We start from the raw sequence: 11,635 nt of genomic DNA, 5'->3' as shown, positions 1-11,635 counted from the left end.
CACTCGCAAAGGCCAGGGCAAATGATTCTTGATCGTCATGCGCGCAGGCGAAACCGACCAGCGCCGCAGCCAGAGCTTGCGCTGCAGGGATTTGAAAACCGGCTTCGCTTGCTGCCGCGGTTTTGGCTTTACCACTGTCAGATCCGCGTCATGGCAAGACTGGGACGTGCATCAAACCGGTCGTCTCATCCAGGCCGAACATCAAGTTCATGCACTGCACCGCCTGGCCGGATGCACCCTTGACCAGATTGTCCTGCACCACCAGCACGACCACGGTGTCGCCATCGTTCGGACGATGCAGCGCAATCCGCAACATGTTCGAAGCGCGGGTGGAGCGGGTTTCCGGGTGCGAGCCGAAGGGCATCACATCGACGAACGCTTCGTTTTCATAAGCCTTTTCAAACAAGGCCTGCAGCGCGGCATTATCGATTTCCGTGGTCAGGCGCGCATAAATCGTTGAGTGCATGCCGCGTATCATAGGCACCAGATGCGGCGTAAACAGCAAACCGATTTTATCCTTGCTCAGATGCTGCAAGCGCTCCAGCGTCTCCGGTGTATGACGATGGCCGGATACGCCGTAAGCCTTGAAGTTATCGCCGGCTTCCGAAAACAGCATCGCCACTTCTGCCTTGCGACCTGCGCCCGAGACACCTGATTTGCAATCGGCAATCAGGTGGGAAGCATCGATGATGCCGGCCTTCAGCAATGGCGCCAGACCAAGCTGCATCGTGGTTGGATAACAACCTGGATTGCCGACGATGCGCGCCTTGCGGATCGCCTCGCGGTTCAACTCAACCAGACCGTAAGCCGCTTCCTTCAACAATTCAGGGCAGCTGTGCGGCATCTTGTACCACTGCTCGAATGCGGCGACATCCTGCAAACGGAAGTCGGCAGCCAGATCGATGACCTTGACGCCGGCGGCCAGCAATTCGGGGGCTTGCGCCATCGCGACGCCATGCGGCGTGGCAAAGAACACCACATCGCATTCAGTCAGTTTTGCTTTGTCCGGCGAGGAAAACGCCAGGTCCACGCGCCCGCGCAGCGACGGGAACATATCGGCCACGGGCAAGCCGTCTTCCTTGCGCGAGGTAATCGCAGTCAATTTGACTTCAGGGTGCGTCGCCAAAATACGCAGCAATTCCACACCCGTATAACCTGTACCCCCGACGATACCAACCTTGATCATGTTTCTTCCCGGCAAAAATTACTTCGTTTTATTTTAACAGGCGATTCCGCCTCATTGCTTTGTATGCGCAGTGAAAAGATGTAACACCTGAGCCAACAAGGCAGTGATTAAGCGAGCGCAGATGAAAAAAGCCGCCAAGCGTGAACCTGGCGGCTTTTCTGGCGCACACAACGCGCGCAAGATGCAGATTAACGCTTCGAGAATTGTTTTGCGCGACGAGCTTTGCGCAGACCAACTTTTTTACGTTCAACTTCACGTGCATCACGAGTCACAAAACCGGCTTTCGACAGTTCTGGTTTCAGTGTTGCATCGTAGTCGATCAGCGCACGAGTAATGCCGTGACGCACAGCGCCCGCTTGACCGGATTCGCCGCCACCGTTGACGTTGACCATGATGTCGAAAGTTGCGACATTGTTGGTCAATTCCAGAGGTTGACGAATCACCATCAGGCCGGTTTCGCGCGAAAAATATTCATTCGCAGGCTTGCCGTTGACGACGATCTGGCCGGAGCCGGTTTTGATGAAGACGCGAGCCACTGCACTCTTGCGACGGCCGGTTCCGTAATTGTAGTTACCGATCATGTCTATTCCTTAGAGTTCAAGTGCTTTAGGTTGCTGCGCAGCGTGCGGATGAGTTGCCTCAGCGTACACTTTGAGCTTCTTGATCATCGCATAGCCGAGTGGGCCTTTAGGCAACATGCCCTTGACCGCTTTCTCAAGCGCACGACCTGGAAAACGCTCTTGCATTTTCTTGAAGTTCGTTTCATAGATACCGCCTGGATAACCAGTGTGGCGGTAATATGTTTTTTCTGTTGCCTTGGTACCGGTCACGCGCAGTTTGCCTGCGTTGACGACGACAATGAAGTCGCCTGTATCGACGTGAGGGGTAAATTCCGGTTTGTGTTTGCCGCGCAGTCGGAGTGCCACTTCGCTGGCAACACGTCCGAGGATTTTATCCGTCGCGTCAATCACGAACCAATCGCGCTGGACTTCGTGTCCTTTAGCGGAGAAGGTTTTCATGATGACTTCCTAATTAAATTAACTCGCTCAAAATGGTGGTTATGCGGGTATCGATGCTGCTGGCCCGCATACTCGGCCTTGTAATCTCTTCCTGAGCAAACGAAAGAACCGCAGATTATAGTCTTTTCAAGGACTTAGCGTCAAACTTAATCATCCAGGCCAACCGATTTGCACAGTTGAGCGTTGCAAATCAGCCTGCTGCTGCGTGGATGACAACTGATGCAGGCGCGACAGCGGCGATTTTCGTACTTATTCTATCGATGGCAAACAGTTACAATGACACAACTAATTGCAACTCAACGAGAAAACCATGGAATGTACTGTGCGCTGGACCGGCTTGTCCGGCATGACTTTTTTAGCTGAAACCGGCTCCGGCCATGTCGTCGCGATGGATGGCGCCCCGGAAGGCGGCGGCCGCAACCTCGCGCCGCGCCCGATGGAAGTGGTATTGCTGGGTACCGGCGGCTGCACCGCCTATGATGTCGTCGTGATCTTGCGCAAAAGCGGCCAGGACGTGCGCGGCTGTGAAGTATCGCTGAAAGCGGAACGCGCCGAAACCGATCCCAAGGTATTCACCAAAGTGCATTTCCACTTCACAGTCACCGGCCGCAACCTGAAGCCCAACGTCGTGGAGCGCTCCATCAAACTGTCGCACGACAAATACTGCTCGGCGTCCATCATGATGGAAAAAACAGCTGAAATTACGCACTCGTTCGAAATCATTGACGACACGGCACCTGCAGCCGCCTGATTTTGCTAATCGAGCAGAGAAAAAATCGCCTATATAAACGGGGCTGATTTTTTCTTGCGGCACATCGCCGCGCAGCAAGGCCCGCAAGTTTTTGCGGGCGCAATGCACATCAGATGTAATAAGCGGCCGTCGTCATGACCTTGGCCATAGCCTGCATGCCCTTTTGCGCCAGCGGCGGCACCGCTTGCGCACCCAGGGCCTGGGCGGCTGCGCCATGCGCCACTTCGTCGGCGCTCATTTGCGCGACCACGGCCCGCGATTTCGCATCCTGCGACGGCAAGCTGTGCATATGCTCATTGAGATGCGCCTCGACCTGACGCTCAGTCTCCACCACAAACCCCAGACTGCGCGCATCACCTAACTTGCCCGCCACCGCACCCAACGCATACGCGCCAGCGTACCAGAGCGGATTCAGCAGGCTGGGATTCGAACCCAGCTCGCGCAGGCGCTGCGCAGTCCACGCCAGATGATCTTCCTCTTCACGACCAGCCAGCAGGAATTGATGCCGGATCGCGTCACTGTGCGCGAACTGCGCCTGCGCCTGATACAAGGCTTGCGCGCACACTTCGCCTACGTGATTCACGCGCATCAAGCCGGCACTATGGCGTCGCTCGGCACTGTCCAGCCTAGCGTCGGCAATGTGCGCCGCTGGACTGGTGCGCGTGGCGACCGACACGCCGCTGATGACACGCAAGGCGCCATCGAAATGCTGGATGAAACGATCAAAAGGACTCATGGGATTTCGGGAAATGTTAAAAGTTTGTTGTATGAGAACGACACACTAGGTCAACGCGCAGAGGTCTTTTGCAAAATGCTAACCGATGTCAAAAAGAAATTACATGGATTTCGCTTAGTCTTGGCCTGCAATAAAAAATACCTTGCGGACCTTATACCAATAATCCGAAAAAATAACACGCCGCCGACTCCAGCCGATGAAAATCCCGTTTTTAATGTTTGCGCTCGCCAGTGCCCTTGCCGGCACGGTTGACGCACAACCATCGATGACGATTTATGGCACCTTCAAAAAAGATGGGAGTACGCAGCCGCTCGATGCCGCCGCAGCCAAATCGGCGTTCATCAACGATGGGCTCTCCTCCATCAATATGTACGGCACCATAGATGGCGGCATACGCCATGTAACGAATACCACCGCAGCTGGCGGTGGCACCACAACGCAGGGATCTAATGGCGAGTACTACAACAACCGTCTCGGCATCAAGGGCAAGGAAGATCTAGGCGGCGGCCTGAATGCGCACTTCCATCTGGAAAGCGGCTTCAATACCGGCACCGGCGCACTCGACAATACGGCCAATCGCCTGTTCAACCGGATTTCATCCATCGGCATAGCCGGTTCCTTCGGCTCCATCGACTTCGGCCGCCAGCCATCGGTTGCCTGCAAGGCGGTTTATTCCTACGAACCCTTTCAGTATCGCTATGTCCATATCATTCCGCTGGCAGGCGCAGTCGCCGGCAATCTGGATGGCAGGATAAGCCGGCCGTTTGGAACCGCGGACGGCCCCCGCTTCAGCAATGGTATCCAGTATTTCGGCAAGTTCGGCAGCTTTACCACCAGCGCGGAATACATCATGGGCGAAGTCCCCGGCAGTAACCGCAACCAGGCAGCCAAGGCAGTCGGACTCGTCTACAACGACGGCACCTTCACTATCGGCGGCGCCTACACCAAACAAAAACCGAATATCGCTGCTGTCGGCACTCTCGTCCCCGACTATCAAGACCAAAACCAGATCACCTTTGGCGGTGGCTACAAGATAGATGCCCTCCGCATTACCGGCGGCTATCTCAAAACCACAACGGCCATTACCAGCCAGGCAAAAAACATCTGGCTAGGCGCGCGCTACGATTTCACACCCACCACCAGCCTGACGGCCGGCTATTACCGCACCACGCTGGAAACTGCACAAAGCGAAATCGCCAGACGCAACCTGCTGATCGTCGGCGCCACTTACGCTTTGTCGCCGCGCACCAGCCTGTACGCCGACATCGATCAAGCCGTATTGCACGGGATTGTTTCCCTGACACCCGGCAGACAAACCCGGCAAACCGGCATTTCAGCCGGGATCAGCCATATGTTTTAGTTTGCCACCTTGTTTTTCTGGCAAGAAAAGCGCACAAAACCGACGCCAAACGATCACGCGCCCTCGATGCAATTAACGCAACCTTTTTGGGCCATTGCAAATCAGTCACGCCTCATTTTGGAAGGACTATGCACTGCTTTGTTGCGGAAAAACGTCACTCGCGCGGATTCCTCCATGCCCTTTTGATATTTTGATTGTCATCGCTAGCGTAATTTGTTTCAATCAGTCGTCGCCTCGCAATAATGATTATGCAAGGCAGGCAGCTCCGCAGGACTTTGTGCATCACTTGCTGGCAAGTGTGTATTTCTAAAACAACATTTGAGGAAACATTTAAATGAAAAAATCGCTTTTGGCTCTTGCCGTATTGGGCGCATTCGCTGGTGCTGCATCGGCACAATCGTCAGTTACCGTCTACGGTATCGTCGACATGGGTATCGTTAGCTCCAGCAATGGCGCAAGCGACGTAGCTGGCCAAGCTAACGGCCGCAAAACTAGCCTTGACTCGGGCGGCCAATCGGCTAGCCGTATCGGCTTCAAAGGTACAGAAGATCTGGGCAATGGCTTGAAAGCCAACTTCGTTCTGGAAAATGGCTTCAGCGCCGACACTGGTGATCTGGCTACTGCCAACTCATTGTTCAGCCGCGTTTCGACCGTTGGCCTGTCAGGCAACTTCGGCGCAGTGAACGCTGGCCGTCAAACTACAGTCCTGAAAGACGCACACGATCAAATCGATCCGTTTGGCGCAGCTGGTGTACTGGGTAACGTAGAACGTATTTTCTACAATGGCTCAGAAAACATGACTAGCCACCGCGTAAGCAATACCGTTAAATACACATCCCCATCGTTCAGCGGCTTCAAAGCACAAGCTGCTTACACTTTCGGTGAAGCTCGTGGCGACAACGGTGCTAATCGCGCATACGGCCTGAATCTGGGCTACGCAAATGGTCCGTTGAATGTTCAGTTGGCATACAACAACAAAGACAACTCGACCGCAACGTTCCCATACGCACAAGGCACAAAGCAAAAGACCGCTTTCTTGGGCGCTACCTATGATTTCGGTATGTTCAAGTTGCACGGTGCATATGCTGATACCAAAAATGATCTCGTCGCTCCAGCAGTCGACCAAAAATATCGCAATGCAATGATTGGTGCTAGCTTTAAAGCTGGTGCAGCAGGTACAGTATTGGCTTCGTACGCAATCAACGACACCAAAACCACTGGTATCAATAACGCTGATTCGAAACAGTTCGCTATCGGCTACACACACGATTTGTCGAAGCGTACCAACCTGTACACAGGTTTCGCTCGCACATCGAACGATGCAGCCGCAGCTTTGGGTGGTTTCGATGCACGCGCAGACAAAAACGTTTCTGTTGTAACAGTCGGCGTTCGTCACAAGTTCTAATTCCCGGCAGGCCTAGCCTGCTTGGTTTGAACTGCAATACAAAAAGGCACCTTCGGGTGCCTTTTTTAATGGTTTGAGTTTTTATTTTTTACGTAGAACCGCAGAAAGAGAGCCCCGACTAAATTAGGCGAATGGAAAATCCCGTCAAGTGAAGCTTCCGCAAAGTCTGCAGCCGCTCAAGTACAGCCATTCGACCCAAAGATAGCTGCAAGATACGCGACTACGATTCTTGCACTCGTCGCTTAGCCCGGAAGACAGCAGTATCGCGATAAAAATCATTATCCTGATCCATCCACCAGCCAGGCACGCCTAACACTGGCAACGGTGAAAAATCGGCAGTACTCAAGCCCTGAGCCAGTTGCTGCGCAACCGCCGTATCGATCCAGCTGCATTGTTCCGCCAGCGCCAACTCCGCAGCCGGAATATCCAGCGCCACTATCCACGCATGGCCGGTGATGGCCTTGTACGGCGCCACCAGTTTTTCCATCAATGCATGGCCGAATAAAAAAACACTGCAGTCACGTATAAATTCCGCCCGACGCAGCATGAACACATCTTCCCATTCATGCGCCCGCAAGGCATCCACCAGACCGCGATTGGAAGTGACGAGCAACACTGCATTTTCATCGAAGATCGTCGCTGCATCGCGCAATTTCCCGCGCGGCGCAAGAGCATGTTCAGCGGCTAAGCGTTCAATTTCCCTGGCCTGCAAGGCATTGAGCTGGATTTTTATTTGTGGAAAGGTCAGCCAGACCAGCGCATTGAAAAAATCATGAAGATTATCCCGCGTGGGAACACCGCCAGTGTTGCTGATGAAGGTTTCATAAGCTGTGTCGGGCGGCAGATCGGTTTGCGGCACGAAATGTATGGCCAGGCCGCGATGGTTGTGCAAACCCAGCTCGACTGCGCGCCGGTTCAATTCCTGCCGCCAGTCGGGCACCTGTGCAATCACCTCGCCTATGGCACGCACGCTGGCCAGCCACGGTCGCGACCAGTCGATGCGATCCAGAAATGATGCGCTCATCGCTCACTCATGGGCACTGCCTGCCAGATGCGAAAATGCCTCTCCAGCTACCTGAACGTTCAGACGAATTTCCAGCCTATCGCCTCGCCGCCATTGAGCGGCACCAGCGTCGCATTGCCGAGCGGGAGTTCATCCGGCACTTGCCATTCTTCGCGCCGCAGGGTGATGGTGCCGGTATTGCGCGGCAGCTTGTAGAAAGCCGGGCCGTTAAAGCTGGCGAACTGCTCCAGCTTGTCCAGTGCATTGGCCTGGTCGAAGGCTTGCGTGTACAACTCCATTGCGTGCAAGGCCGTATAGCAACCGGCGCAGCCGCAGGCGTGTTCTTTCAAGCCTTTCGGATGCGGTGCGGAATCGGTGCCGAGGAAGAATTTGTTGCTGCCGGACGTGGCGGCAGCGACCAGCGCCTGACGATGAATTTCACGCTTCAATACCGGCAGACAGTAATAATGCGGGCGTATCCCGCCCTTGAACAATTCATTGCGGTTGTACAGCAAATGATGCGCGGTGATCGTGGCAGCTACATGGCCATCGGCTTCTGCAACGTATTGCGCGGCATCCCTGGTCGTGATGTGCTCGAAGACTACGTTCAATTCCGGCATGTCGCGTCGCAGCGGTTGCATCACGCGGTCTATGAACACGGCTTCGCGGTCGAAAATGTCGATTGCCGGATCGGTAACTTCGCCATGCACCAGAAACGGCATGCCGATTTTCTGCATCGCTTCCAGCGTCTTGTAGCATTTGGACAGGTCGCTGACACCGGCATCCGAATTGGTGGTCGCGCCGGCTGGATACAATTTGACCGCATGCACGATGCCACTGTCCCTGGCGCGCTGGATTTCTTCCGGCGGCGTATTGTCGGTCAGGTACAAAACCATCAAGGGTTCAAACTGCATGCCGGCCGGCAAAGCCGCCAGGATGCGCTCACGATAGGCGATGGCTTGTTCCGTCGTGGTGACCGGCGGCTTGAGGTTGGGCATCACGATGGCGCGGGCAAACTGGCGCGCCGTATCGGGCAGGACGGACGCCATGGTCGCGCCGTCGCGCAGATGCAGATGCCAATCGTCAGGACGGGTAATGGTGATGCTGTCGGGGCGATTCAATGCTGGATTCATGGACATGGCGTTTCCTTGTTCGGACTGCCGCTATTTTACCCGTTTGCATTGCGATACCGATGCAAGCTGGCTTGTCATTTGCGCGCCGACTGGCATCGGAGCCGGGAATGCTTAATGAATGATCTTCGCCAGGAAATCGCGTGCACGGTCCGAGCGTGGCGTGCCGAAAAATTCATCTTTCGTGCAATCCTCCACGATCAAACCCTGGTCCATGAAGATCACGCGATTGGCCACTTTTCTGGCGAAGCCCATTTCATGCGTGACCACCATCATCGTCATGCTGTCCTGCGCCAGACCCACCATCACATCCAGCACCTCATTGATCATCTCCGGGTCGAGCGCCGAGGTCGGCTCATCGAACAGCATCGCAATCGGGTCCATCGATAGCGCGCGGGCAATCGCCACGCGCTGTTGCTGGCCGCCGGACAACTGTCCCGGAAATTTATCCTTCTGCGCAATCAGGCCGACGCGATCAAGGTACTTCAGGCCGCGCTCACTCGCCTCTTCCTCGCTGCGCCCCAGCACCCTGATCTGCCCTAGCGTCAGGTTTTCGCGGATCGACAGGTGCGGAAACAATTCAAAATTCTGGAACACCATGCCGATGCGCGAGCGCAATCTGGGCAGATTGGTTTTCGGATCGCCGACGGATATGCCATCCACCGTGATGCGGCCCTGCTGGAACGGTTCCAGCCCATTGACGGTCTTGATCAGGGTCGACTTGCCCGAGCCTGAGGGGCCGCACACGACCACCACATCGCCCTTCGCGACCTGCGTCGTGCAATCGGTCAGGACCTGGAAGCTGCCATACCACTTGCTCACGTTTTCCATTGTTATCATGTTCTGATCCTTAGCGAATAATGGCGATGTGCTTTTGCAGCTGTTTGACCATCATCGAAAGCGTAAAGCTGAGTACGAAGTAGACAATGGCCACGAACAGATACATCTCGACCACGCGACTGTCGCGCTGCGCAATCTTGACCGACGCCCCGACAAAGTCCGTCACGTTGAGCAGCGACACCAGCGAGACATCCTGAAACAGCACGATCATCTGCGTCAACAGAACAGGCAGCATATTGCGGAAGGCTTGCGGCAGGACTATCAAGCGCATGGCTTGCGCATATGTCAGTCCGAGCGCATACGCTGCATGCACCTGCCCCTTCGCAATGCTCTGGATGCCGGCCCGCATGATCTCGCAAAAGTAGGCTGCCTCGAACATGATGAAGGTGATGTAGGCAGAGCGGTCCGCGCCCAGTTGCACCGGCCGTTCCGCTCCGGTAATCGATTGCAGCACGACAGGCACGAGGAAATAAAACCAGAAGATCACCAGCAACAGGGGGATGGAGCGCATCAGATTCACATACATCGCAGCCAGCATTGCCAGCGGCTTGAATGATGACAGGCGCGCCAGCGCCAGCAAGGTGCCGAACAATACGCCGCCGACTGCCGCTACGGCTGTCAGCTGCAGGGTGTACTGCAAGCCGCTCAACAGATACGGCCAGCTGCGGCTGATCACATCGAAGTCGAGATCACCCATTCTGACCTCCGGCAATAAAGCCGGGCACGGCCAGGCGCCGCTCGATCATGGCCATGACGCGATTGGCCGTCATGGCTATGATCACGTACATCAGCGTCGCGGCGGCAAACGCTTCGAAATAACGGAAAGTCATCTCGCCCATTTCACGCGTGCGGAAAAACAGTTCGACCAGGCCGATCGAATACGCGACTGCAGTATTCTTGATCAGATTCATCAGCTCGGATGTCAGCGGCGGAATGATGATGCGGTAAGCCATCGGCAGCAACACGAAGCGATAGGTTTGCATCGTCGTCAAACCCAGCGCGTATCCCGCATTGCGCTGGCCGCGAGGCAAGGCCTGGATGCCGGAGCGCACCTGCTCGGCAATCCGCGAAGACGTAAAGAATCCGAGACAGACAACCGCCGTGACGAATTGATGCATGGTCGGGTCCAGCGGGATCACCCATGCCTTGACCGCCGGGATCAAACCCGGGATCACGAAATACCAGACGAAAAACTGCACCAGCAGCGGGATGTTGCGGAACAGTTCGACATACACGCCGCCCAGCCGCACCAACCATCGTTTGTCTGTCGTGCGCATCACGCCAATCAGCGAGCCCAGCACGAATGCAAATATCCATGCCAGGCATGAGACTGCCAGCGTCCAGCCCAGGCCGGACAGCAACATCGCCGCCCACGTCCCGTCGCCATCCGGCACTTGCTCGAGGAAAATTCCAAGATCCATTTTTGCCGCCTCCGTCAGATCACTGGCACGCCCATCCTCAACATAGAGGCCATGCACTCATTGCGGTGAACATCGTGTGCGCTTATATGCCTTTGTCGTTCGGATTTTTGAAGGCTTGCTGGATCGGCTCAGTCATCGGGAAGTTCAGATTCAAGCCCTTCGGCGGGATCGGCATGGTGAACCATTTGGCATATATCCTGTTGATCTCGCCGGACTTCATCACTGCGCCTATCGATTTGTCGACCAGCGCCTTGAACTGCGGATCGTCCTTGCGCAACATCATGCTGTACGGTTCCTGGCGCAGGGATTCCGGCAGTATCCGGTAGTCGCCCGGGCGCTTCGCATTGGCAATTTGCCCCGCCAGCAAAACGTCATCCATGACAAATGCAACAGCCCGGTCATCGGCCATCAGCAGGAAAGCCTCTGCGTGATCCTTGCCGTAGATTTCCTTGACCTGTATGTTTTTCGCTTTTTCGTAAGCCTTGAGCAGCGGTACAGAGGTCGTACCGGAAGTAGTCGATACGGTCTTGCCATTCAGGTCGGCAATGGTATTGATGCCAGAGCTTTTCTTCACTGCGGCAGTCACATTGATCACGAAGTAAGTCGGGCCGAATGCGACCTGTTGCTGACGTGCGGTCGAATTGGTAGTCGATCCGCACTCCAGATCGATCGTACCGTTTTGCAGCAAGGGAATGCGGTTGCTGGAAGTGACCGGCTGCAAGGCCACCTTAAGCTTGGGCAATTTGAGATCCGCCTTGAGCGTGTCGACTATCTTCATGCAGAG

General features: G+C 55.3%; 13 protein-coding genes. 3 read left to right on the top strand and 10 right to left on the bottom strand.

Features of this window, described 5'->3' with window-relative positions:
* Positions 1–148: 148 nt before the first annotated feature.
* The 3 genes from argC to rplM form a co-directional block, all read right to left on the bottom strand.
* Positions 149–1,186 carry an N-acetyl-gamma-glutamyl-phosphate reductase gene (argC, locus tag Q7T06_RS01155; protein WP_304778757.1) on the bottom strand — a complete coding sequence of 346 codons (1,038 nt, stop codon included), beginning with the start codon at positions 1,184–1,186 and terminating at the stop codon, positions 149–151.
* A gap of 188 nt (positions 1,187–1,374) precedes the next feature.
* Entirely contained in the window at positions 1,375–1,767 is a 393-nt protein-coding gene (rpsI, locus tag Q7T06_RS01150) for a 30S ribosomal protein S9 (RefSeq protein WP_304778754.1), read from the bottom strand.
* 9 nt (positions 1,768–1,776) lie between these two features.
* A complete protein-coding gene (gene rplM / locus Q7T06_RS01145; protein ID WP_304778749.1) occupies positions 1,777–2,205 on the bottom strand; it encodes a 50S ribosomal protein L13 in 429 nt (142 codons plus the stop codon).
* A gap of 310 nt (positions 2,206–2,515) precedes the next feature.
* Here rplM and Q7T06_RS01140 point away from each other — a divergent pair, with 310 nt between their 5' ends.
* Positions 2,516–2,956, top strand: a complete 441-nt coding sequence (locus tag Q7T06_RS01140; RefSeq protein ID WP_304778746.1) for an OsmC family protein — start codon at positions 2,516–2,518, stop codon at positions 2,954–2,956.
* A 109-nt stretch (positions 2,957–3,065) separates the two neighbouring features.
* On the opposite strand, the gene coq7 is transcribed toward Q7T06_RS01140, so the two are convergent.
* Positions 3,066–3,692 carry a 2-polyprenyl-3-methyl-6-methoxy-1,4-benzoquinone monooxygenase gene (coq7, locus tag Q7T06_RS01135; protein ID WP_304778743.1) on the bottom strand — a complete coding sequence of 209 codons (627 nt, stop codon included), beginning with the start codon at positions 3,690–3,692 and terminating at the stop codon, positions 3,066–3,068.
* A 196-nt stretch (positions 3,693–3,888) separates the two neighbouring features.
* Here coq7 and Q7T06_RS01130 point away from each other — a divergent pair, with 196 nt between their 5' ends.
* Together Q7T06_RS01130 and Q7T06_RS01125 are read left to right on the top strand one after the other, a co-directional pair.
* Positions 3,889–5,052: a porin gene (locus Q7T06_RS01130; RefSeq protein ID WP_304778740.1), complete on the top strand. Its 1,164-nt coding sequence runs from the start codon at positions 3,889–3,891 to the stop codon at positions 5,050–5,052.
* Positions 5,053–5,386: 334 nt separating this feature from the next.
* Positions 5,387–6,457: a porin gene (locus Q7T06_RS01125; protein ID WP_304778735.1), complete on the top strand. Its 1,071-nt coding sequence runs from the start codon at positions 5,387–5,389 to the stop codon at positions 6,455–6,457.
* A 220-nt stretch (positions 6,458–6,677) separates the two neighbouring features.
* Here Q7T06_RS01125 and Q7T06_RS01120 read toward each other — a convergent pair whose 3' ends face one another.
* The 6 genes from Q7T06_RS01120 to Q7T06_RS01095 all read right to left on the bottom strand — a co-directional run.
* On the bottom strand, positions 6,678–7,481 hold the full coding sequence (locus Q7T06_RS01120; RefSeq protein ID WP_304778731.1) for a DUF3025 domain-containing protein: 804 nt from the start codon (positions 7,479–7,481) through the stop codon (positions 6,678–6,680).
* Between the two features lie 59 nt (positions 7,482–7,540).
* Positions 7,541–8,599, bottom strand: coding sequence for a dihydroorotase (gene pyrC, locus Q7T06_RS01115; protein ID WP_304778728.1), 1,059 nt, complete (start codon positions 8,597–8,599; stop codon positions 7,541–7,543).
* 105 nt (positions 8,600–8,704) lie between these two features.
* The gene (locus Q7T06_RS01110; RefSeq protein WP_304778725.1) at positions 8,705–9,430 is read right to left on the bottom strand and encodes an amino acid ABC transporter ATP-binding protein; all 726 of its coding nucleotides are present in this window, start codon (positions 9,428–9,430) and stop codon (positions 8,705–8,707) included.
* Positions 9,431–9,440: 10 nt separating this feature from the next.
* Complete coding sequence (locus Q7T06_RS01105) at positions 9,441–10,127, bottom strand: amino acid ABC transporter permease (protein WP_304778721.1); 687 nt, start codon at positions 10,125–10,127, stop codon at positions 9,441–9,443.
* Positions 10,120–10,851 carry an amino acid ABC transporter permease gene (locus tag Q7T06_RS01100; RefSeq protein WP_304778717.1) on the bottom strand — a complete coding sequence of 244 codons (732 nt, stop codon included), beginning with the start codon at positions 10,849–10,851 and terminating at the stop codon, positions 10,120–10,122. Before Q7T06_RS01100 ends, Q7T06_RS01105 begins: the two co-directional genes overlap by 8 nt.
* A gap of 82 nt (positions 10,852–10,933) precedes the next feature.
* A partial coding sequence (locus Q7T06_RS01095) for a transporter substrate-binding domain-containing protein (protein WP_304778713.1) occupies positions 10,934–11,635 on the bottom strand: 702 nt, incomplete at its 5' end.

The organism is Herminiimonas sp., assembly GCF_030645555.1.
In the GTDB taxonomy this organism is placed as follows: Bacteria; Pseudomonadota; Gammaproteobacteria; order Burkholderiales; family Burkholderiaceae_D; genus Oxalicibacterium.
The sequence above is the reverse complement of the archived record's forward strand: the minus strand, read 5'-3'. Positions and strand labels throughout refer to the sequence as shown.

Coding starts and splice junctions, on each gene's coding strand:
- Q7T06_RS01140 (WP_304778746.1), top strand. CDS start 2,516: ATGGAATGTACTGTGCGCTGGACCGGCTTGTCCGGCATGACTTTTTTA.
- Q7T06_RS01125 (WP_304778735.1), top strand. CDS start 5,387: ATGAAAAAATCGCTTTTGGCTCTTGCCGTATTGGGCGCATTCGCTGGT.
- Q7T06_RS01130 (WP_304778740.1), top strand. CDS start 3,889: ATGAAAATCCCGTTTTTAATGTTTGCGCTCGCCAGTGCCCTTGCCGGC.
- rplM (WP_304778749.1), bottom strand. CDS start 2,205: ATGAAAACCTTCTCCGCTAAAGGACACGAAGTCCAGCGCGATTGGTTC.
- Q7T06_RS01120 (WP_304778731.1), bottom strand. CDS start 7,481: ATGAGCGCATCATTTCTGGATCGCATCGACTGGTCGCGACCGTGGCTG.
- Q7T06_RS01100 (WP_304778717.1), bottom strand. CDS start 10,851: ATGGATCTTGGAATTTTCCTCGAGCAAGTGCCGGATGGCGACGGGACG.
- pyrC (WP_304778728.1), bottom strand. CDS start 8,599: ATGTCCATGAATCCAGCATTGAATCGCCCCGACAGCATCACCATTACC.
- Q7T06_RS01105 (WP_304778721.1), bottom strand. CDS start 10,127: ATGGGTGATCTCGACTTCGATGTGATCAGCCGCAGCTGGCCGTATCTG.
- coq7 (WP_304778743.1), bottom strand. CDS start 3,692: ATGAGTCCTTTTGATCGTTTCATCCAGCATTTCGATGGCGCCTTGCGT.
- Q7T06_RS01110 (WP_304778725.1), bottom strand. CDS start 9,430: ATGATAACAATGGAAAACGTGAGCAAGTGGTATGGCAGCTTCCAGGTC.
- rpsI (WP_304778754.1), bottom strand. CDS start 1,767: ATGATCGGTAACTACAATTACGGAACCGGCCGTCGCAAGAGTGCAGTG.
- argC (WP_304778757.1), bottom strand. CDS start 1,186: ATGATCAAGGTTGGTATCGTCGGGGGTACAGGTTATACGGGTGTGGAA.